This is a genomic window from Chryseobacterium ginsenosidimutans, from assembly GCF_039536845.1.
Classification (GTDB): Bacteria; Bacteroidota; Bacteroidia; order Flavobacteriales; family Weeksellaceae; genus Chryseobacterium; species Chryseobacterium ginsenosidimutans_B.
The window spans coordinates 218,928-242,329 of record NZ_BAAAZJ010000010.1; the positions used below are offsets into that span (position 1 = coordinate 218,928).

Annotated in this window: 21 protein-coding genes; 8 read left to right on the plus strand and 13 right to left on the minus strand. The window is 36.2% G+C overall.

Annotated features, from left to right (window positions below; translation table 11 throughout):
* Positions 1-13: 13 nt before the first annotated feature.
* The 7 genes from ABD745_RS13005 to ABD745_RS13030 form a co-directional block, all read right to left on the minus strand.
* Entirely contained in the window at positions 14-1,870 is a 1,857-nt protein-coding gene (locus tag ABD745_RS13005; protein WP_344830509.1) for a DUF8202 domain-containing protein, read from the minus strand.
* A 626-nt stretch (positions 1,871-2,496) separates the two neighbouring features.
* A complete protein-coding gene (locus ABD745_RS13010) occupies positions 2,497-2,712 on the minus strand; it encodes a site-specific integrase (RefSeq protein ID WP_344830512.1) in 216 nt (71 codons plus the stop codon).
* 61 nt (positions 2,713-2,773) lie between these two features.
* Positions 2,774-3,496, minus strand: a complete 723-nt coding sequence (locus ABD745_RS13015) for a phage integrase SAM-like domain and Arm DNA-binding domain-containing protein (protein ID WP_344830515.1) — start codon at positions 3,494-3,496, stop codon at positions 2,774-2,776.
* Between the two features lie 1,016 nt (positions 3,497-4,512).
* Positions 4,513-9,384, minus strand: coding sequence for a PKD domain-containing protein (locus ABD745_RS13020; RefSeq protein WP_344830518.1), 4,872 nt, complete (start codon positions 9,382-9,384; stop codon positions 4,513-4,515).
* 524 nt (positions 9,385-9,908) lie between these two features.
* Complete coding sequence (locus ABD745_RS13025; protein WP_344830520.1) at positions 9,909-10,106, minus strand: bacteriocin-like protein; 198 nt, start codon at positions 10,104-10,106, stop codon at positions 9,909-9,911.
* A gap of 932 nt (positions 10,107-11,038) precedes the next feature.
* Entirely contained in the window at positions 11,039-11,167 is a 129-nt protein-coding gene (locus ABD745_RS21585; protein WP_425549797.1) for a transposase, read from the minus strand.
* An 872-nt stretch (positions 11,168-12,039) separates the two neighbouring features.
* Positions 12,040-12,504, minus strand: coding sequence for a hypothetical protein (locus tag ABD745_RS13030; protein ID WP_344830523.1), 465 nt, complete (start codon positions 12,502-12,504; stop codon positions 12,040-12,042).
* Between the two features lie 36 nt (positions 12,505-12,540).
* On the opposite strand from ABD745_RS13030, the gene ABD745_RS13035 reads away from it, so the two are divergent.
* The 8 genes from ABD745_RS13035 (at position 12,541) to ABD745_RS13070 (ending at position 19,542) form a co-directional block, all read left to right on the plus strand.
* The gene (locus tag ABD745_RS13035; RefSeq protein WP_344830526.1) at positions 12,541-12,843 is read left to right on the plus strand and encodes a hypothetical protein; all 303 of its coding nucleotides are present in this window, start codon (positions 12,541-12,543) and stop codon (positions 12,841-12,843) included.
* A 335-nt stretch (positions 12,844-13,178) separates the two neighbouring features.
* Positions 13,179-13,769: a TetR/AcrR family transcriptional regulator gene (locus ABD745_RS13040; protein ID WP_344830529.1), complete on the plus strand. Its 591-nt coding sequence runs from the start codon at positions 13,179-13,181 to the stop codon at positions 13,767-13,769.
* A gap of 91 nt (positions 13,770-13,860) precedes the next feature.
* The gene (locus ABD745_RS13045; protein ID WP_344830531.1) at positions 13,861-14,697 is read left to right on the plus strand and encodes an alpha/beta fold hydrolase; all 837 of its coding nucleotides are present in this window, start codon (positions 13,861-13,863) and stop codon (positions 14,695-14,697) included.
* A gap of 25 nt (positions 14,698-14,722) precedes the next feature.
* On the plus strand, positions 14,723-15,820 hold the full coding sequence (locus tag ABD745_RS13050; protein WP_344830533.1) for an alkene reductase: 1,098 nt from the start codon (positions 14,723-14,725) through the stop codon (positions 15,818-15,820).
* A gap of 5 nt (positions 15,821-15,825) precedes the next feature.
* Complete coding sequence (locus ABD745_RS13055) at positions 15,826-16,791, plus strand: alpha/beta fold hydrolase (protein WP_344830536.1); 966 nt, start codon at positions 15,826-15,828, stop codon at positions 16,789-16,791.
* A 41-nt stretch (positions 16,792-16,832) separates the two neighbouring features.
* Complete coding sequence (locus ABD745_RS13060) at positions 16,833-17,567, plus strand: SDR family oxidoreductase (RefSeq protein WP_344830538.1); 735 nt, start codon at positions 16,833-16,835, stop codon at positions 17,565-17,567.
* 69 nt (positions 17,568-17,636) lie between these two features.
* The gene (locus ABD745_RS13065) at positions 17,637-18,401 is read left to right on the plus strand and encodes an SDR family oxidoreductase (RefSeq protein WP_344830540.1); all 765 of its coding nucleotides are present in this window, start codon (positions 17,637-17,639) and stop codon (positions 18,399-18,401) included.
* 262 nt (positions 18,402-18,663) lie between these two features.
* A complete protein-coding gene (locus ABD745_RS13070; RefSeq protein ID WP_344830542.1) occupies positions 18,664-19,542 on the plus strand; it encodes a hypothetical protein in 879 nt (292 codons plus the stop codon).
* 210 nt (positions 19,543-19,752) lie between these two features.
* On the opposite strand, the gene ABD745_RS13075 is transcribed toward ABD745_RS13070, so the two are convergent.
* The 6 genes from ABD745_RS13075 to ABD745_RS13100 all read right to left on the minus strand — a co-directional run bounded on the left by ABD745_RS13075 (position 19,753) and on the right by ABD745_RS13100 (position 23,381).
* Complete coding sequence (locus ABD745_RS13075; protein ID WP_344830545.1) at positions 19,753-20,019, minus strand: hypothetical protein; 267 nt, start codon at positions 20,017-20,019, stop codon at positions 19,753-19,755.
* A gap of 36 nt (positions 20,020-20,055) precedes the next feature.
* The gene (locus ABD745_RS13080; RefSeq protein WP_344832311.1) at positions 20,056-20,457 is read right to left on the minus strand and encodes a zinc-binding dehydrogenase; all 402 of its coding nucleotides are present in this window, start codon (positions 20,455-20,457) and stop codon (positions 20,056-20,058) included.
* A 166-nt stretch (positions 20,458-20,623) separates the two neighbouring features.
* Positions 20,624-21,361: an IS21-like element helper ATPase IstB gene (gene istB / locus ABD745_RS13085; RefSeq protein ID WP_344830546.1), complete on the minus strand. Its 738-nt coding sequence runs from the start codon at positions 21,359-21,361 to the stop codon at positions 20,624-20,626.
* 11 nt (positions 21,362-21,372) lie between these two features.
* Positions 21,373-21,912 carry a Mu transposase domain-containing protein gene (locus tag ABD745_RS13090; protein WP_344830549.1) on the minus strand — a complete coding sequence of 180 codons (540 nt, stop codon included), beginning with the start codon at positions 21,910-21,912 and terminating at the stop codon, positions 21,373-21,375.
* A gap of 28 nt (positions 21,913-21,940) precedes the next feature.
* The gene (gene istA, locus ABD745_RS13095) at positions 21,941-22,927 is read right to left on the minus strand and encodes an IS21 family transposase (RefSeq protein ID WP_344830552.1); all 987 of its coding nucleotides are present in this window, start codon (positions 22,925-22,927) and stop codon (positions 21,941-21,943) included.
* A 139-nt stretch (positions 22,928-23,066) separates the two neighbouring features.
* A complete protein-coding gene (locus ABD745_RS13100) occupies positions 23,067-23,381 on the minus strand; it encodes a hypothetical protein (protein ID WP_344830555.1) in 315 nt (104 codons plus the stop codon).
* Between the last annotated feature and the right edge of the window lie 21 nt (positions 23,382-23,402).

Below are 23,402 nucleotides of genomic sequence, written 5' to 3' on the forward strand. Positions count from 1 at the left end.
GGTAGTTAGCTTTTTAATAAATAATGAAATTGACACCTTTTCCTTCTTCAGGAATAAATATTTTTATGTTGTAATATCCTACAACAGGTGGAATAGACATCGGAATTGTAAATTCTGACGCAGAACTATATTCACCTTGTTTAACGAGTATCCCAAGCCCATTAAATATTTTAACAGTTAGAGGTTTTGCAGATTTTAATTCTACTCTAATACTGATATTTCCATCTCGAGATGGGTTAGGTGACACTGTGATTTTTTTAAATAAAGAATTATTCTGAAGAGATGCATAATCCGTCGGGCTAAGTACAGACAAACTCTTAATGACCTCACACCCTAATTTATTTTTAATTTTCAATTGATAATTACCCGTTCCATTAAGCATATAGGGCGCAACATTTGTAGTCTGTCCATTTGGAGCTATCAAAGTATATTGGAAAGAGTTGGTATTCAAATCCAGTTCGATTGGCACTCCTTGCCAAAGGTAATTAGAATCAATATTTTGATTAATAATCCCCTGCAGGTCAAATGTTCTTATAATACTTGTATATCCTTGCTTATAGATATTTAATTTATAGTTATCAGGAGTAAGGTTATTAAAAACAATAGGGCTAGAAGTAGATTGTGCATTACTTACAACCATTTGATTCGTTGTTAAACTTTGTAGAGAATACTCGAAAGGTGGAAGATTTCCCGGAACAGAAATTTTCACCAAATTATTTCCCAATTCTTCACAGCTACTAACCAATTGAACATTAATATCACTTTGACTATCATCTAAACTAAAAGTAAAATAATCAATTTCGTCATTATCAATATTCCATAAAATATTTTTAAATACATACAAAGTATCGTTGATTTTCTTACCAACAATATCTGTAGATATATCATTCTGATAGTTATTTTCATTTTGAAACAACCTTAGCTTAACTGATATTCCGGAAGGCTGAGCCGGTAAAACGGCATATAGATTGGTAGTCAAATATTGATTATTTGTTCTTTTATTCTGAACTTTCCACATCCTATACATATCTCTTCTAGGGTGTTGTGAAAGCAAATCAACTTCTTTAAACTCTAGTGCCTGACTATTGTCTCCCCACAATAAAAAATTCTGATTTTCAATAACTCCGGTATTAAAATTATTGGTAAGCTTTAAGCTATCTAAGGCTATAGCAACATTTCCTTTGTTAGAATTTTTTGACTGTTTTTGATAAAGCTCAAAAGCATCATCTCTTCCTATCCCAGTAATGCGATTATTATAATTTTTATTTTTCTTAGAATCCCATAATATTTGTCCCACTGAAGACATATAGTTTTTCTCTGATATATCGTTGATCATAATTCCGTACTTTATGGATAAGAATGTCTCAACTTTCTGCATTTCCGTATCAGAAAGGTTTTTATCAAACACAAGAACTTCGGGAATAAGTATTTTTTTGTCTGATCTCTTGCTAAAAAAAACAATAGGATTAATCTTTTTATTGACATCTTTTTTAGAGAAGGTCAAGATTTTGGCATTAATCTCCTGATTGGTTATTTTTAACGAATCACTAAAATCCACAATTCCAAGAGTACTAATCACCGAGCTTCCTATCTTGGCGTATACTTTATTTTCATTTCCTCCAAATTTATTTCCAACAATAAAAAAAGTAGGTTGATTTAAGCCTGTATTAAGCTTTTTAAAAATATTCTCATAATTATCTTTTATTAAGTGATAATTCATCAGACGATCTTGTAATGTATCTGTAGTCAAGACCTGTTGTTGTGCACTATTTTTCCTGAAAGCAAGCCCTGAGACGCCACCAAGCATTGAGGTTTGGGAAAATAAAAATAATTGTAAAAAAACAAAAAATAGTGTTAATGCTTTTCTCATAAATTTCATGTAATAGTTTTATTAATAGAATATCTAATGCTACACTTTGTAAAATGTAGTAATTAAATATTAAGAAATTGAAAAGATGGTGTTAAAGATTGTCGCAGAAATTAATGCGATATAAAAAAGTAGTTAGTAATTTTTATAACCTTCATGGTATCAATTTTTTTGCAAAACTAACCATTTAGCACAAAACCACAATGCATTTTTTATAAAATTTTAATAAAATTTAAGATTTATTAACAAGTCAAATCTGATAAAATAATCTAAAAATAACACATTTACTCTTAAATAAACGAACATTTATCAATAACAATAGGTATTAGCAATTTTTTTCAAGAAACTTGATTATTGTAAAATTCAGTTAATAAACAATTCTTTAAATATGTGAAATTGACTGCAAATCGAAAACCTACTTCTCGACACTGTTTTTCTAATTTTTTTATAAAATAAGACTTACTATTTCACTACTGATTTTTATTAATTTTTAAAATTAAATTGCAATAGACACAAACTAAAAGAAATTATTGGATAAGAATGGGGTTTCTAATTCCTGCTTGATTTGGCTCAATCGAACCAGATAATCGATAAAAGTGTTTGAAGATATGCTCCTCTTGGTCCCAAGGCTAGATTACATTCAATACCTCCATCACTATTTTAATCTCAATTAAACTCACATTTGAGTTTACACACTGCAGATGGTTCTCATATCTTAAAACCAGCTCTTTAGCTACAGGTAATAGCGGAACTCTGGTTGAGGTATCGGTTTTCTGACGACGTGTGAATATCCATTGTTCGCCATCAATCCCGATATTGATGTGAGACTTTGTCAATTCCTTCACATTAACATAAGCTAAACCGGTATAACAGCAGAAAAGAAAAACATCCCGTACTTGTGTCAATCTATCGGAAACAAATTCTTTTTTCATACATTATCTGGATTTCTTCTTTAGATAGAAATGGACATTCTACAGCTTTGAGCTTTGCTTTATAACCAAGAAAAGGGTCTTTGTTTAGCCAGCCATGTGCCATACATAGTCTGATAATTTTTTTGAAGTTCTTAATGTATTTCACGGCAGTATTGTTTCCACATTTACGTACACTGCGAAGCCAGAAATCATAATCCATAATGAAAGCATGATCAATTGCCTTGATATCGATATCAGAAATTTTATACTTCCAGTTAATGAATTCCTGTGTATGTTTTAATGATGTTTTGTAACGCTCCAATGTTCCGGGAGCAAAATCGTGACCGACCAGGGCTTCTACTTTATCATTATGCTCTTGAAAGATAGGAATGAGCATTCTTTGCTCAATATCAGTTCCAAGCAGTTTAGATTTTAAACTAACTGCCGTCACATTGTTATCCTCTTTTAACATCACGTAGTGTGAATCGTAAACCTGTTGCTCTAAAGTCTTAAGATAGACATTAAGCGTTCTAGCCTCCTGGGAGTTACCCAGTGCCTTATGCGCTTTACCATCCCATTTCTGCGGTTCGATATACCTTTTAGCGGCAATGTCCGCCGCCTTGCCATCTATCGTGATTCTTAAGTAGGTGGGAGCGGTGCCGTTTGTTCGGATTTTATTCTTTTTTATAAAGAATAACAGGTTGAATGTTTTGTTCATGATGTGGTAACTTTAATTGTTTAATAATTTAGTTTTTGTTACCACTTTTTGCAAGATGTACAATCGTTAGACTGCCTATTGGTCGGGTTTCCCTGAATTTTTCGTGACCCATTTTCAAATTTTTCAGATGGGTCACGGAATAGGTCATATAAATCGTGACCTATTTTGATTTTTTTTGATACTATCACTAAAACAAAAAACGCTGTAAACATTGATGTTTACAGCGTTTTAGCTTATTTTAGTTTCTCAACCAGCGGAGAGAGAGGTAAAACCACCTATTCTTTAAATCCCTTTATTTATCGATATTTTCTGAAATTGAAACCTGGCTACTCACCGAATTACTCACTTTTGAAATGTAGGTTTTTAATTCGTTTTATTATATCAAATATAAGAAAAAATATTAAATCATTTTCGTTGTTTTCCATGTATTCAATTTAAACAATACTGCTGAATCTCCTGAATTGTTCCAAACAAAACTCTCTAAACCCCAAAAGAATATATGACAGGTATTCTGTCCATCATTAATGTTTACAGATTTATAAAATCCTTTTTTTGTATAAAGAACAATTTCGTCACCTCGTTTACATCTTTGGAAGGAAACCAATATATATGTCTCAATTTGTTTGAGATCTTATCTGTAGTCATAAATGTTGTATCACTGACAAGATGGAGTTGCTATCTTTTTTGAGACAAATATCATTTACCGTTTTTCCTTGATTTTGCTCAGACAAAATTTTTAGAATCTGAACTTCTGAAAATTTACTGTTTTTCATAGTATTCCAAATTTAGAAACTATATTTTTATACGTGCCTGTTTTTGGGGAAGATTACAATTTCAGTAATTTGTAAAATATTTTCTATACCTTTATCTTTAAACAACTTCAATACTTCACATCCATTACTATCAGTCTCTTAGCTAATTTAAATATTTACAAAACTCCCTCGTTCCATCGCAAATCAATAGAGTGAGCCGTGAAAAACTAATAGAATGGCCAGCTTAATAAGCTGGCCATTCTATTAGTTTTTAAGAATTTTCTTAATTTTTATTATATTTGCATTCGTTGTTATTTTTAATATATATTCTCCTTTAATTAAATTATTTGCCTGAATAGTCTTTTCTTTAAGACTTCCCTGTTTAACTAACTTTCCGGAGGTATCATATAGTTCATAAGACTTCAGGTTTTCTCCTTTAACCATAAAGAAACTATTAAATGGGTTTGGATAAACATCTATCTTAGTATCCGTTTCAGCATCCGCAGATTGTCTCACACTGCTTTTCGCAGATGGAGTACTTCCTGTTATTTTTCCAATATTAGACGCTGTTCCCAGTAACTGTCCAAATTTCGACTCTTCTTTCACACATCTTACGTTCATAGCATTCATTGGATGATTAATAAACGCATCATTCATTGATGTCAGCTTAGACGAAGTAAGACTATTGGTCCAAAAAGTCAGGTTATGTGCTGTTCCATAGGAATTAGCCGATCTCAATGCTGCAGTCCAAACTCCGGAAACTCCTAATTTCATAGAAGCTGAAATGGGACCATCGGTACTAAAACCTCTGTACCCCGTCACAGGATAATTTCCGATTTTATATTTTGAACTAGGATTATTATTGTCATTTGAAATACCAAACTGATATCCGTATACTGTGCTTGCATTTTTAATTGTATTTCCTAAATAATAAGGAACACCACCATTATAAATATCCGTTGGATTTTTGATATCAAAATCTACCTCCTGAGCAATACCCATACTGTGAATTCTAAACGGATCTACAGATGCATTTTTCTTATAAAAGCCGTTATACCATGGTGAACTTCCTTTATTGTCATCCAAATGATCCTGATCATTTGGATCATTATCTACTACTCCATTAGAAATATCCGGGACTCTCCATCCTCCGGGGCATGGATCAAATACCGATTTTGATGTGGCATGTCCCCATCTGTCCATCATTTGATTAGGTGTAGAATACAACCAGTCCTGTCCGTAAAAAGAGTTCAAAGTTGATCTGTTTGTGTATTTTGTACCCGGAATCATAAAAGCGAGTGGATTTTCCACAGAATATTTCAGATTATTCATTATGTTTTCAGCCTTCGTAATTCCAACAGTTCCGTAATCAGTACCTCTTTGCTTAACATAAGTATTTTCATAGGTATTGCCTGTAAGTTCAGTAAATGATGAAGGGTATATATTTCCGTTTGCATCCGGTCCAGATGACGTCCATATACTGTACTCTCCTGTTTTTGCAGCTCCATTGGAAATGTTTACTCCAGTTGTAATAAAACTAGGAATAGGGTCTTTTCTACCCCATTGGTACTGCATTCCTGCAGAACCGTTGATCAAAGGAAGCTCATTTGTATTATCAACCGATTCAGGATTAACAACATCCGGGAATACATCTGTAGCACCAAGGTTTCTATCCATAAATGTATTTTTCATTGGTTGAGCACCAGAGTTTGTGAAATTTACATAATTTGCTGTGGGTGGTAATAATACATCTTCTGTCTGATAAGCCACTTCATCTACAATGGTATTGGTTACCCAAATATGCCAGCTCCAGTAAGCAGGAGTAGAAATATTTCCGTTATGTAGTGAAACAACTGCATTTCCAGATTGATCTGATGCCACCTTTACAGAGATATAAGCATCTTTGATATTATCTCTACTAGTTGGTGTATTGATCACTTTTATGTTAGAGATCAGAGATCTGTTATCTGACCAGTATACGTTTACTTTTAGATTGCTAAAATCAAGCATTCCATGATCTGACAGATATTGATTATAAACAGAAAATGCTTTACTAATTGGGATTTTTATTTCCTTTTCAGTAGTTGTTCTGGTAACTAAATAACTATTGGGTTCTTTAATTCCTTCTGTATAATTTACAATAGCCTCATTAGTAAAGAAACTGGTTGGGAAGTCATATTCATTTGCATACTTATCTTCTATACAACGGCAAGCCATGGCTCCTGATAAACCGGCAGATTCATAAGTAAAGGTATAGTATTTTCCAATCATATTTGGATATAATGAGACATCAGGCTTTGAGTTAAATTGACCCGCATCTCCATATGCATAAAAAAAGTATGAATAAGGAGTAGATGAAGCGGTAACAGTTGCAGACTGAACAACAATCTCATGAGGATCCTGATGATAAAATTCGCCTGTAGAAGTTCCCACTACATATTTTCCATTACCAGGATATACTCCCATATTTCTTGAGGTGGTTCCTATATAGGTATTCGTAAAATCCATTCCTAAATTGGCATAAATTTTTATTCCTTTTAATGCTGCATTTTCCGTTGTAGGTTTTGTATTCACAAAAGATGCTAAGTCATTAGCCGGACTTCCTCCATCTCTTCCCCAAGGGGAAAAAGTATTGCTAACTGTTGTTGCAAAGGTATTGTTGAGAAAAGACGGTACTCTCCATTTGTTTGGACAAGGATCATAGGACGTTTTTCGCTGGTATATATTGACAGTGCTTCCTGCTGTATTGGTAGCAAGCTGAGAGTTATCTCCCCAAAGATCTGATTTTTTTCTTGTAGTATTATCCGTTCCTATGTTTTGAACAAACCATGCATGTCCAGCTACTACATTTGTAAAGATAAGATTTAAAGGATTATTTATAGAATACTTAATATTACTATTAATATCACTATAAGGTCTTTGCATACTCGTTATTTTATCCGTAGTACCATTTCCGGTATAATCATACAAGTGTTTTTTTGTACCTATAGTTCCACTGATCTCATATTTCGAGCTATCTTTATATTCAAAAGCAGGAAAAGGGTCTTTTCTTCCCCATTGGTACATTAATCCACCGGATTTATCCCAGTTATATCCTACAAAATCTTTGTTTGTAGCACCAAGATTTCTGTCCATCCATTTTGGAGTGAACTTTTTTACAACCCCATTATCCAGATAACTTGCTGTTTCTGCACCTGCTCTAATATTTCCATAGGTTACCCCGCTAGACGGATCATCCGTAACCCAAACATGCCAGCTCCAAATAATTTTATTGCTGATCTTTAATGCAACAACCGCATTTCCTTCGCCTTTTGCCTTATCTATTTCTACTTTGATCCTTGCATTCTCTCCTGAACCATCTACTACAAGATTATAATTTGTAGAACGAATCAAACCTGCGACATCCTCCCAGTATACTTCTGCTGTTGGTGTACCATCAAGTGCTGTAGCATCGTTTAATAATCCATTTTGATCCTTCCACATTGCATAGGCTTTTTTTACAGGAATATAGAACCCATCATTATTTTGATTAGGATCAAAAACATAACTGTTAGGTGCTTTGGTCCAGTCTCTGCAGTCTACAGCATTAATAGTTGCACTTGTCACAGAGGTACACCCATTGCTATTTTTAACCGTAATCTGATAAGTTCCTGCCTGTAAACCACTCTTTGTATTTGAGGTTTGGTAAGTTACACCTCCGTCAAAGCTATACTCCACTCCTAAAGCCGGAGAAGTTACCGTAACACCTCCTGTACTAACAGTACATGTAGGTTGGGTAATTGTAATCACCGGTATCATAGGAACGGCAGGAGCAGAATTTATAGTAACATTTGTAGCTTGTGAAACAGCACCCTGCTGATTTTTCACTTTTACCTGATAATTTCCTGAAGATAATCCTGAAATAGTATTTGATATCTGGAAAGTATTTCCATTATCAAAACTGTAAGTAACTCCCGAAAGTGGAGAGGTTACAGTAATAGATCCTGATGAAACATTACAATTAGGTTGTATAACAGAAACTACTGGTGCATCAATCTGGCTGGTCTGAACATAATTATCAATTTTCAATGATGAGATCAAACTATTGCCATAATCTGCACTTAATTCCGCATAATGATTCCCCACTGTAGAAAATGCTACAACAGGATTGTTTTGAGTTGAAGTAAATACATTAGCTCCATCCTCGAAATTCCATAAAGTTGATATCGGCGTATCTTGTGAAAGATTAGTAAACTGCACATTACTTCCTGTAAAAGTGGAAGTAGATGTTGCAGAAAACTCAGCAATTGGCGAAAACGTAAATCCATATCCGAAATTTACATTGGCATTAACATCTATAGCCTGTCTCTGACCTGTATTATTAGTATAGGACTTTACTTTTATATAATATTTTCCAGGAGCCAAAGGATAATTAACAACTTCCGGGCTTCTGGAATTCAGCCACCCCTTAGCTCCGTCACTCATCCAAGTCGTAGCTGTAATTTGAGTATCAGTGTCTGTTCCGTCTGCATTTTTTTTCACCAGATATGTCCAGTTTCTAACAAAAGATAATGATCTTAAGTTCAAAACGGCAGTTGACACTCCTGCAGGTATCTCAAACTCTTTACTTACATAATAGTGATCTCCGGTTATCACATTATTTCCCGTGATCCATCTTGTAATTCCTGCAACACCTCCTGTTGATGCCGAAGACCAGCCTGCTGCAGTTGCTGCATAACGTGTAACAGGTGTACTCACAACTCCATTCGGATCTGTATAAGTCCAGTCAGGGTCAGGAATACTTGCATCAGACATTAAAGTTCCATCATCATTTCTTCCGGAACCTAAATCCAGAATATTTGCTGCTGAAACTTTTACCGTTCTTACAGAAACCGAACTTCCCGAAGCATTGGTAACAGTAAGTTTAGCGGTATATATTCCTGCTGCAGAATATGACACACTGGGATTTAAAATGGTTGAGGAAGATGGGGTACCTCCTGTAAATTCCCATAAAAATGAGGTAGGATTCCCATCACTCGTACTTGAAAAATTCACCGCATTGGCTCCTGAAGCCACGGCATTAAATCTGGATAATGGACTTTGTGCATAGATATGCCCTATCAACATTAATCCAAAAAGAAGAATAATTTTTTTCATATGCTTTTTTTGATTTTTAATATTTCTAAGAAAGAAGTATTTTTATTTAGACTTAAAAGTATTTAGGTCTTTGCTGTATTTTTTAAGGTAATTTACAGCAGAGATTTCCACCTTACGTTTTTAAGTCTCTTTCCACTTTGTTTTTTATTCTGTATAAATCCATATTGATTACAACAAGACATGTCGTAAAATTGCGTACATTTACCTCACAAGATCAGAACAACCAAAGTGAAAGTTATAACTGCTTATGAATGTACAGCATTTCCATGGTTGTCATAAAGACGTGTTCTCCACCCAGTGAGAAGCCTTAGATTAACAAGCATTCAGGTTGCCTAAAAACAAACAGACTGAAAGTAAATAAACTTTTTATCATTATCAATTCAAAATTGTGTAATTTATTTCATTGATAAAAATTTTATATGTGAGAAATTCAGAAACTCTTTTTCAAAATTGAATAAATTGGTAAGGTAATAGTAATAAAATATGATTTTAAGTAACAGCTAGATAAACAAAAGAGTTAGTTTTTAAACTGGTATAACTCTTATACATAGTCTTGGATCTCCATGCAGCGTACATTGCCAAGATGTTGTTCCTGTGTCGGGATCAACACATCTTACTTGCTTTTTACCCGGTTCACACATCCAGTCACCAAGAGTTTGAGTATTTATTCCCCCAGTAATAAATTTTAAACTTTCTTTTGACATTTTTTTAAAATTTTTCATAATATTTGATTTTAATTTTTCCTACTCAAAACTTTTCGGATTCCGTTTTGAATTTGATGCTAAATTATATACTCTGTTGACAGTAAAAAATACCATGAATATGGTAAATATTTAATGGTAAGCGAGTGTAATTTATTTCCTATACTCTGATTATCCATCGTGTATTGATGATGTTCTTTTTACAAATAAAAGAGACTGTCTCAAAAGATAGATAGCCTCTTCCTTGAACTCGCAACTTTTTTGAGACAAAGTTTATATAGCCGCTGTTTTTTAGATTGGTTACATTAAAAGATTTTAGCGGTTTTTCTTGCTTCCTGTATAGTAAAAGCAACTTCTGCTTACTCGTAACAACTCATCCATCTTCAGAAAATTAGCTTTAGTTTATAAATCCATATACCGCTCGCCTCTCCCATCGGGATCATTGGTTATTATCAGACCCTATTCATCAAAGTTGTTGTAGAAATTTTTAAAACCTTGCTGTACTCCGAATATCTAACCCTCTCTGGTTATTGTAATAATTTGTTGATTAATGTTCCTCTGATAAAGCATTATAAACTATTTTTTTCGCTCTTTCTACCTTACAAATTTTTTAGTAAGGTCATCTGTCATCCATAGATGCCACGAGCAATAAATAGTAGCGTTTACTTTATAGTGCTATCAAGGCATTATCCTCTCTTTTGGATTTATCTACCATCACACATATTACGGCATCTTCAGGGGTTACACCCGAAATTATTGTTACTGATTTTAGGTGATGATATATTTATATCTTACCCGTCTCTCTTGGAGAAGATGCCTACCACCTTTTTTAAGATGTCACGTTCTAGCTTTGTTTCTTCAAGTTCCTTTCGAAGCCTCAGCAGTTCTTCTCTTATGGGATCAGAGGAAATTTGTTTTTCCTTTGTAAGCTTACCTTCTTTGTGAAGCTTTCTCTAATTGACCAAACTTTCTTTACAAACACCCAATTCTTGGGCTACTAAAGATACATTCTCTCGATGCTCGCTTAAAGATACTGCTTGAATTTTAAACTCTAGACTGTAATTTTTTCTGATCTTTTTCATACTCTTAAAATTAAAGAGTATAAGAATTGTGTCCTAACAAAGTTAGCAACTCCAAATTTAATAACATCTACTTTGTACATTAAAGTATATTATCCCCCTTTCCGTTTCTAATTTGTTCTCTGTAATATTCTATTCTAGAATCTTCAAGTTCACTTTCTGTCTTAGTAGCAATTATACAAGTTTCACGACCATCATAGAAATTTGTTGCTGAGAAATCTACAATGTCCGCAGGTATATAATTACCTCTTTCACTAACTAGTTTGTCGAAAATTACCCTGAAATCTTGAGCCAATTCATCCTCTGTAAAATTGGAATTATCAAATTTAGGGAAAATGATGTTGTAGTAATTTAATCCATATTCATTATGCCCTTCAGTAGATTTGTGAAAATCTACATTATAGGTACCAACTTCAAACAGTCCAAGTAACTCTATGATATCTTCTTTAATTTTTTCTAAATTATCGATTGACAGATTTAACAGCTTGTCATTTAATTCTTTTTCTTTCAGAAGAGCAATTCCTTTTTTAGACCTAAATAGTTATAATATTTACCAATAGACCCTCTATTGTCATACCAATAGATTGACTCACAATTAAAAGAATAACAAAAAATGCCAAAGTCACAGACTTCAATTCTAAAAAGTGTTTTTTTTGATCCAGCGTAAATTTGTGTCAATATGTTTTGTGAGTATCTCTCATATTATATCAGCTAACGGTTTAGGGCTTTGTGTTGTGGTGGGGAATCAGGGAACGTCAGCCCAACCTATAACTAAAAGCCAAATTGAAAAACTAAAGATAAACCTTTGTTCGTCAGCCCATCATAACACAAATCCCCTGTTAGCGGCAGTTTTGTCTTGCGTTAGGTCTTTCAAGTTAATTTTCCTCGTAAAAATTTTTCTGGGTTTCTTCAATCGTTTTGTCTGTCCGAATTAATATCATTGAACCTGTGTCACAATAAAATAAAATGCTCCCACAATATTTTGACAAATGCCATAAAAATTCAATAATAGCTTTGTCGTCTCCACGTTGAAAACTAATATCTTTTACCTTGTCATTGTCAAAAATAACATGGTTAATATAAATGGGTGTTTTTACTTCCCCATTTTCGTAAAGTCTACAAGCCCATTTTTTATTTCCAAATTCTTCAATAATCTGTCCATTGTCAAACTGAAATGATGTTTCCGAAATTGCAGCTTTAACTTGTCCCAACGACGGGTAATCAAATTTTGATTCCACTGAAAGGTCAATGTCAATCTCCTCTAAAAAGTAACTTGTTTTGTCATCGTCTTTATTGTCAAAAAAAAGACGTTCTGGAAAACCATATTTTGAAACTCCCATTTAGTACCTCTTTGTCATTGAATGTATGTCTGTAAAATGACGCAAAACCCTTATCGACTTGAAAATATTAAAGAAAATATCACTGACAAAGAAAATATCATTCCAAGTGGACCAGAAGAAATCCTTGAAAAATATTATCCGGCAAGAGGATTTGACATTGAGCAAGGAATTTATGAATTTGACTTAATCGGTTTGGAACGAAAAGTAAAATTAGAAAGACAAAGTAAAAATTATGCTTATGCCTTTATTTTTAGAAAAAACGAAAAGGCAAAAAATGACAATTATGAAAAGGCGAACAATGACAAGTATAAATTTGACATGATATCGTACGGAAAATAAAAATTACTACTAACATCGGTTTGGCTTTTAATAGTTGGACTTTTTCGTGTACTTTATTGTTTGCTTGACAATAGTAGCTTTAACAGACTGCTATAACATAGCGTTTTGAGAAAGTGTGATAATGTCATTGCTTTGGCTAAAGTCTTTTCTTCTTGGAAGATTTATCAAAAGTAATAGATGATATTCGAAATTTAGGGCCTACCAAATATTACCCTATAATCTAAGTGACCTAAATCATTTTTTCAATTCCAATAATTATGGTAAATAAAAAAATACTAAAAAGTATATTTTTAAAAATACTTTTTAGTATATTTGCAACGTTATAGAGAAAGATCATGTTGACGAAAGCAGAAAAAACAAAGCAATTTATACTTCATACAGCGGCGCCGATATACAATCAGAAAGGTATTTCCGGAGTCAGCATTGATGATGTCCTTGCAGCTACAAAGCTCACAAAAGGCTGTCTTTATAGTCATTTTGAAAACAAGGAGGATCTTACAAACCAGGTGGTCGATCTGTTGCTAAAAAAGATATCAGACCAGATGAGACTGGAAGTTGCTAAGGGAAAAACAGTAAAAGGAAAACTGTTCAATTTTTTAGATTTTTACAAAGATCCCATCCAGACATTTGTCCCGGGAGGCTGTCCCATCATTAATACTGCAGCTGAAGCGGACGATAATTTCCCACTGATCAAAGAGAAGGTAGCATCCGTATTCCGTGCAGGGCAGGAAGATCTTACGAACCTGTTGAAACAAGGCATACAAGATGGAGAGTTTTCAAAAGAACTTGAACCTTCTGTCATTGCATTTAAGATTGTGGCTGCTGTGGAAGGAGGCATTGTCATGTGTAGGGTAATGAATTCTACAAAACCTATGGTTTCTCTGATAAAAAACCTGAAAGCCGAACTCGAACAATATAGCAACTAATTTTTTTGAACTAAAATAGACTAAAAAGTATATTATTGTTTTAAAATAGACTAAAAAGTATAATACATAATACATAACACATACATTCATTATGGGTAAAACAGCGTTAACATCAGAAACCAAATTTGTAAGCATCGAAAACAGGAATATAGCCTATCGTCAGATCGGAAACGGATCTCCGATCATACTTGCCAATCGCTTCAGGGGAACTCTGGATACCTGGGACCCATTATTTCTGGATCTATTAGCGGAAAAGAACACCGTGATCACTTTTGATTACCCTGGTATCGGTTATTCAGAAGGAGAACTGCCAACCGATATTAAGGAAGTTGCCAGTGAGATCATTAAGTTGGCCGACAGCCTGGGTATTGATAAATTCCATGTCTTGGGATGGTCTTACGGTACGTTTGTAACCCAATATGCTACGTGGTTGGCACAGGACCGCATATTGAGCAATACCGTAATCGGAGGAAATCCAATAGGGAAAAACGAAGTTCCGCTTGAGCCTCTTTTTCTAGAGCTGGCCCCTAAGCCTGCCTACGATTTTGAAGATTGGGTCACTCTATTCTTCGAACCTACATCGGAAAAAAGCAGATCAGCAGCCAAAGCTTCAACAGACAGAATCCATGAACGTCTGGACTGGAGTAAAGTACCTTCTACTGAAGAATTGATCGGTCGGTACATTGCCGGCATTGCGAGTGCAACCGAGGATGCCCTCAATGTTAGGGAAGGTTATAAAACCTTACAGGTACCTGTTTTTGCTATTTCGGGAGATCACGACATATCTCTTGCAGTAGAGAATTGGTTCCCATTGTTAAAAAATGCACCTACCCTACAGCATTTTATCCTTAATGACGCAGGCCACGCTCCCCATTACCAAAGCCCTGAACTTATTGTGGGTTATATTCATAATTTCCTTTTAAAATAAAAATCATTTACCAAAAATAAAAAAAATGAGTACAGAAAACATTTTCAAACCCTACACTCTAGGGAGTGTAGAATTGTCAAATAAGATCGTTATGGCTCCAATGACCAGAAGCCGATCGGATAATGCAGATAATGCCCCAACATTATTAAATGCTGAATATTACGGACAAAGAGCGTCTGCTGGTTTTATTATTACAGAAGGCACTGTTATTAGTAGAGATGGCGTGGGTGTTCCGAATGTGCCAGGCATTTATTCTGAAAAGCAAATAGAAGGATGGAAACTAACTACAAATGCTGTGCATGAAAAAGGTGGGAAAATTTTTGTCCAGCTTTGGCATACAGGAGCATATTCGCATCCTGACCATCACAATGGAAACGCACCGCTGGCTCCATCAAGCTATAATCCAGATCTGGATATATTCACGCCTACCGGTTTCAAGAAAAGTGAAACTTCCAGAGCAATGAGCCTGGAGGATATCAAGCAAACCATAGCAGATTTCAGACAGGCAGCTGTCAATGCATTCAAAGCAGGTTTTGATGGTATAGAGTTGCATGGAGCAAACGGTTATCTTTTACAGCAGTTTTTCAGTAAGAACAGCAACCAAAGAAATGATCAATATGGTGGTTCTATAGAAAACCGTGCACGTATTCTCTTTGAAATCCTCGATGAACTTAAAAAAGCTGTGGACATTTCACGTGTCGGTGTACGTTTTAATCCTTCATTAAATAATCTTATGGGTATTTCTGTTGACGATGAGACGATCGCCATCTATGATTATATTGTTGATAGGCTTAACGGCTATGGATTGGCTTACATTCATCTAACCGAACCATTTACAGATGTTACAGGAAACCCATTCGCTATCCAGGAGGTGGCCAAACACTTCCGCAGCATTTATAATGGCACTATCATCATCAACCGTGGTTTCACGAAAGAAACGGCCAATGCCGTACTGGAAGCCGGTGATGCTGATCTGGTATCATTCGGAACTCCATTTATCGCTAATCCGGACCTGGTTGAGAGATTCCGTACCGATGCGGAGCTTGCCATTCCAGATCAAAATACATTCTATACACCGGGAGCAGAAGGATATACAGACTATCCGGCACTCCAAAAGAACTAATAATAATGCAGAGGAAAATAACAATTATCCGTAAAATCGGGATTGCTTCCCTATTGGTCTGTATGACAGTCAATACAGCATTTTCCCAATCAAAAAAAAATAAAACGATGGACAGTAAAAACGAAAAAGTTACCGTGTATACACAGGAAACTGCACCTACCCAATATATTGAGGTAAAGGGTACTAAATATGCTTACCGTTCTTTCGGTCAGAAAGAAGGTATTCCCCTGGTATTTTTTATCCATTTTGTAGCAACTATGGATGATTGGGATCCTGCGGTTATTAACCCCCTTGCTGAAAAACACCCTATCATACTTCTGGATAACAAAGGTGTGGGAGGTTCAGCAGGCACTACCCCGGAGACAATTGAAGGCATGGCTGCGGATGCCGCAGATATAATCAGAGCGCTGGGGCATAAAAAGGTTAACCTGCTAGGGTTTTCCATAGGTGGGTTTGTGGCACAGGTCGTATCAGCAGAGAATCCCGATCTTGTTAACAAAGTTATCCTGGCCGGTACAGGTCATAAAGGAGGTAAGTATACAGCCAACATACTTAAGCATGTGGAAGCTGCCCGAAAAGCGGAGCCGGAAAATCCCCGTCTATATCTTTTTTTCTCACCCTCAGCGACAAGCCAGAAAGCAGGACTTGACTATACGGAAAGGTTGCAGAAAAGAATAAAAGAAGACCGTGTTCCAGCCTTTACCCAAACAGCTATTCAGAATCAGGCAGCAGCAATTATCCGTTGGGGAAGTGAACAGGATGAAGAGTTTACCTTGCTAAAAAAAATCAGACAGCCTGCACTTATTGTTAATGGTAATAATGATATCATGGTTGCCACGCAGGACTCTTATAATATGGTCCAGAATATCCCCAATGCCAAATTGGTCATCTGGAGCGATTCAGGGCATGGAGCTTTGTACCAGTACCATAATGATTTTACATCTGAGGTAAACAGCTTTTTGAAAGACTAACCATCACGACAGTCACATCATTTAATTTTAGAATTTATAAAGTGAAAACAACAGGAAATACAGTATTCATAAGCGGCGGAAGTGCCGGTATCGGCCTCGCTATCGCAAAAAATCTAAGTGCAGCCGGAAATAAGGTGATTATTAACGGACGTAATGAAGAACGTCTTACCAATGCACTGCAGCAACTTGACAACGCTACTGCTATCCAGGGTGATCTCTCGATAGAAGCTGATCGATTACGAATCGCTGAAGAATTGAAAACAAAGCATTCAGATGTGAACATTATCATTAATAACGCAGGAGCAGCTTTCGGATATTTATTGAGTGAAACAACCAATACCCACGAAAAGGCACAGATCGAAATGAATACCAATTATTTTTCGGTAATCCATTTTACAGAACTGTTATTGCCCCTCCTATTAGAGAAAGAGTCGGCAGCGGTAGTGAACATATCATCAATCGCTGTTTATGGAAGCCACAAATTCCTTCCGACTTACGGAGCGACAAAAGCAGCATTGCACAGCTATACAGTTGCGTTGAGACAAACCTACGAGGAATCTAAAAGCCTTCAAGTATACGAGGTTTATCCACCACTGGTAAACACAGAATTCTCTGCTGAAATTGGAGGAGCGAACGGAATACCGCCTTCGGAAGTGGCAGATGAACTTTTCATCGCCCTTGAAAAAGATCAGTTTGAAGTACCCGTTGGTGAAACAAAGGCCTATGCAGCCGCTACCCGGGAAGCGTTCGCCAGCCTTTCACGCAACAGAGGATAAACAGCCGTAATTAAAGCGGTTCATGGGATGTGCTCTTAGATGGGCACATCCCTGTTAAAAAGAAATTATATGGAATTAAAAGGAAAAACAATTTTGATAACAGGTGGAGGTTCGGGTATAGGACTGGAAGCCGCAAAACAGTTTCTTGAAATTGGAGCAAAGGTTATCATAACAGGCAGAAACCAGCAGAAACTAGATGAAGCAAGGAACAGGTATCCTTCACTTATTGCAATACAGAGCGATGCAGGAAACCAGCAAGATGCCAGAGCACTCTACCTTCAGGTATCTGCTTTGGGAGGTATAGATATCCTCTATAATAACGCCGGGGTTGGCGTCCCGCCATTAAATCTTGGCATTGCTGATGATAGGCATCTTAATGGAGCAGCCTACGAAATGGAGGTTAATTATCTTGGTGTTATCCGTCTGAACAACCTGTTTATGGATATGCTCAAATCAAGAAAAGAAGCCGCCATAATCAATACGACATCCATACTCAGTATCGTACCCTCTGTCATGGAAGCAACCTATTCTGCATCCAAAGCCGCTTTGGCATTTTACACCAGGTCATTAAGAGAGCATCTGCATATTATTGGCAGTAATGTAAAAGTCTTTGAATTGCTGCCTCCGCTGGTTGATACCGAGATGACAGCAGACAGAAAAGACAAAAAACTATCTCCGGAGCAGTTCGTAAAAGGGCTTATCAGTGGATTGCATAAAAACCAGTTAACGATACGTGTGGGGGATACAAAACTTGTGTACCTATTAAACCGTCTTGTACCAAAATTTACCTATGGACTGGTTAACCCGGCTAAAGATAAAAAATCATTGAAATAGAAAATTTACTAAAAATAAGACCTTATGAGCAGCAAATTTGAAGCACGAATCCAACGTGAAAGTGAAAGCGGCTATTTTATCAATAGTGACAGGATGGTACCAACTCCTAACTCATACAGTCTCACAAAGCGTTTACCAGATGCTACCATACATATTTACTACGAACCGCGGCACGGAGGCGTGTTTCAGCAGCACTGGGATTTTGTAAAAAGAGCACTGGCATTTTGTGCATCATAATTTTCAACAATTATATAATTTAGCAATGAAAAAATTAGCAGCAATATTTTTATTGGCATTATCTGTACCTACGCACAGCTATGCCCAGAACATAGAGGCAAAAGCTGAAAATGTGCACACCTCCATAAAATCGGAAAATCACACTTCATCTTCCATTTTGTTATGGATGCGCACCGATAAACCTCGCCAGGCCGGAATGGAACGTTGGAAATATCCACACTCGCAGATCATTTCGGCAAATAAGGGACTTGAAGAATACCGTCAGATACACTTTACCGAAGAAAACAATGGGCTTTGGCCTTTAATCAATGGTGTAGAAACATCTATCCCATCTGACCGTAAGATTGACGGTGTAGCAGATGTTACGCTCAGAAATATCTTCTCAGTCTTTAGAGGAAAAAAGCAGAACAAACTGGCGTACGAGGACGAAGTAAACCTTTTCAAACGTACTTTACTTTACGCGGCATTGGGAAATGCTTCCAAGTGGTATAGCTTGAATGATTCTGATGAAAAAATTCAAGCAAGAAGTATGGTTTTCTTTAGGATTAAAGAAGGTGTAGATAAAAAGGAATTTAAAAAATTTATCAATAATGAACTTACTCCCGCCTTGGCAAATTTGCGTGTTTTGAAAGAGTTGAGGAACAAGGTATACATGCCCTGGAACCAAAAGCAATGGAATACACCAAACGTACAACACGACAATGCGGAAGAAGTACAATTCCAAGCTTCGCTAATTCTTGGCTTCAGGGACAAAAATGCCCAAGACACCTTTTTCAGAAGCGATGAAGTAAAAAAGTTATCCGACAGAATTGCACTTTTTTGTTCCGCAGCACATGCCTATGAAATACAGGAAACATTCACCTTTGTAAAAGGTGGTAAGAAGCTCGCTGAATATCAAAAATAGCTATTGCCGTTTTGCAATTAATGAAATAAACCTGATTAAATAAAGATCACTTCCGTATAAAGCCTGTTTCCTAACAAGTGAAATGATACTTGGGAAAAAGCTGCGGAAAAAGAAAGTAATTTCTAACAACTTTACTTAGCTAGTCTAAAATCATATTAATAAATTAGTGAATAAGTGTATAGATTATATGTTTAAACAGTTATCTAAATTTTAAGATTTAGAGCAATTCAATGATTGGAAAAACAAGCAAATATTTATTGCTTTAGGAATTGCTCTGTTTGAAATTATAAATTCTTGTAAGGCGGATCTCTTATAACTTATTACAGAATATTTCCTATCATTAATCAGTTTAGCAATCGGAGTAAGTACATCCCGATCACTGTTATCATAAATCCAGGTAACAACATTCTCGACAGGCTCTTTTTCAATAATTACATTTCCTTCATCATCGACAAGGGTTTTTGCTTCCCCATCCAAATCATAACTTCAGTTTATCCAATGGAAGAACGCTGATTAGATGGAAATAACGATTTTACCAACCATATCTCCTTTTTCAATCCTTTTATATGCTTCTTTGACCTCTTCAATTTTATAAACGGTATCGATAACGGGGTGAATATTGTTGATCTCAATAGCACGGTTCATTTTTGAGAAACTTTCGGCGCTTCCCGTCGCCAATCCCTGTACACGTATAAATGACATATTGATGGAATGTTTATGGATGTCAATAGGTAGTGCCGACCCTGATATAAATACAGCAGTTGCCAAAAAGCCGTTTTCTTTGAGCGAAAGCAATGACTGTTCTATGGTTTTAGTACCTGCAATATCCAACGTAATATCTACACCCTGTCTATCATTGAGCCGCAGTACTTCCTTGTGCCATTCGGGATATTGAGTGTAATTGATAACCTTGATCCTGAAAAACTATCTATCAAGTATCTATCCTGTAAATTCCAGTGATATTGACCACCTGGTTTCAATTTAAATTGACCAGGTAATTTCGGATTAAATTGACCACCCATAATTTTAATAAAAACTACTGTTTTTCATGTGTCAATTAGTATTCAAATATAATAAATAATTACTCCTTGTTAACTCCTCTTTTCTTTCTCATAAATTCCCCTTGGAGTTCTAGTCGGTGAGATTGATGAATAAGCCTGTCCAGAATGGCATCAGCTATGGTTTTTTCTCCAATAATATCGTACCAGCCCTGAACCGGGATTTGGGATGTTACAATGATGGATCCGTTATTGTGCCGGTCTTCAATGATCTCCAACAGCGTTATTCTGTTGGCACTGTCTAATGCCTGGAGTCCAAAATCATCAAGTATGATCACATCCTGTCTCTGTATCTTAGCAAGTTCCCGCAGGTATGATCCGTCTGCTTTTGCCATTTTTAATTTGGCAAACAGCTTGGAAGTATTAAAGTAATTGACTTTGAAGCCTTCGATACAAGCTTGATAACCCAATGCGGTTCCCAGGTAACTTTTACCCACGCCTGTACTTCCTGTGATCAGGATATTTTCATTTTTCTCTACGAACTCGCATCCTGCAAGGCGCAACACCAGATTGCGGTCGAGATTACGTGGGTCATCAAAGTTGATACTTTCGATGCTTGATTTGTAATGGAACTTTGCATTTTTAATACTGCGCTCTATGCGTCTATTGTGCCTTTCATCCCATTCGGCATCGATGAGCATCGATATAAACTGGTCGAGGGTATAATGGTCTGTTTTTCCGCTTTCAATAGCGGTCTTAAAAGCATTATGCATACCGTAAAGCTTCATTTGCTTCATTTTGTTAACGGTGGGTTCATTCATAGTTTTGATATTTAATTGTAATATTGTTTTCCTCGGATATTGCCGTGATCAGGTAATTGTTGATCCTGCTGCTCTTCTTTTTCAAAATCAATCTGATCCAGGTTGTTTTCTAAAATCTTTTGTACGGTTTTAAAACTGTAGATCTTAAAATCCAATGCCCGCTTACAGGCATTGATCAATCTTTCCCTGCCTACTTTTTTTTCGAAGTTCAGGATTCCCAGGCAGCTTTTATAGGCTTGTTCAGGATGATTCCTGCTTTCAATGATCCGCATGATATACTCACTTACCGCATCATCGATACTGCCTGCCCATTCAATGAATCGGGCAGCACTCCATCCGGCCACAAACTGATGGGTACTGGCTAGATGTTCTGTAATGGTGGTATAAACATAAGGTTTGTAATTGAGCCTGTGCATCGCAATCCTGTTGTATTTGTAGTAAATCTCTACGGTGGAGGATGTGTATAAGACCTTGATCTTCTTCTTGATATACTGATACGGAACACTGTAGTAGTTCTTATCCTGACTCAACTGTACGTGCCCGTTTTGCATCACTGTTGCAGAGGATTGGTATTTGATCTCAAAACGCCCTTGTGGGAGTGGACGCAGTTTTTTCCTTTTCGTCTTCTAAAAATAATTCCTGGCGGGAATAAGGACGTCCTGTGAGTTTGCGTGCATTATGAGAGTCCAGTAAATCCCAGATCTCACGGTTTAACTCATCCAGGCTGTAAGAGCTGGTATCTTTCAGATTAGCGTAGATCCTTCTGTATAATATCTTAACAGCTCCCTCTACCAAAGATTTGTCTCTCGGTTTATACGCTCTTGCAGGTAGGATAGTTGTTTCATAATGTTCAGCAAAATCGGCTAAGGTCTCATTGATAGTGGGTTCAAAACGACTGCTTTTTATCACCGCAGATTTTAAATTATCAGGGACAATTGCAGCCGGAGTACCTTCAAAGAAGCGTATCGCATTTTCTACGGAACGAACAAAATCTTCCTTTTGCTGGCTCATAGAGGCTTCAGCATAGGTATACTGGCTGGCTCCCAAGATAGCTACAAAGAATTGAACCTCTTTAAGCTCTCCACTTTCTTTATCAACGATGGAGAGCGTTTTACCGGCATAATCGACATACATCTTATCGCCGGATTTGTGATTCATATGCATCACAGGGTTCACCCGTTTACCCCATACCTTGTAATGATACCGGAACTGGGAACTCTGAAAACCATCCGGATGAAGAGCAATATACTGCTCCCACATATGATGGATCGTGATACCTACTTTTTTCAGCTCACGCTCCATTCTAGGAAAAAAAGCCTGCAAAGCCTGTAGTTTGGGGCTGATAGATTCAACTGTATTATGGGAAAATAGAAGCTCCAGCTCGGCATCAGTCTTCTCATTAATGATCTCAAGATTTAAACCCAGAACCTCAAATAAAGAAATATATTTCTTTACCGTGTTTCTGGAAAGGGATAAATAGCTGCTTATAAATAACTTACTCTTTCCACTGCTATAGAATTTAATGACTTTTCTAATTTTACTTATGTCTGTTATTTTGTTTGCCATAATCCGCTTTTTTTAACGAATGTATGACGCTAACATCATGAAAAAATCAGTAGTTTTTATATCAAATTTAAACCAAATAAGAGGTGGTCAATTTGAACTGGAATCTGGTGGTCAGTTTGCTCCGAAATCAGTGGTCAATTTACTCCGTAATTGAGTGGTCAATTTGACCGGCTTTTGCTGTAGTCATAGCCATTAAATCATCAGGTGAAAAAACAGATAACAAATCGTCATAATGAGTATGTGCAATACCATCTATTGTATCATTAACCTTTCTGTCAAATAAGTCAATAACTATAGTGAGATATAACCAGCCCTGACCTGTACGGATATAGGTAATATCAGAAACCCATACTTCTCTGCTGTTTTTAACCCGAAAATTCTGATTTAAATAATGGCTCCAATGATAGATACTGAAGATCTCCGCAGATAAAACAGCTCTTCTTTCTGATCTCATAGTAGGTTTTCTTTCAATGAT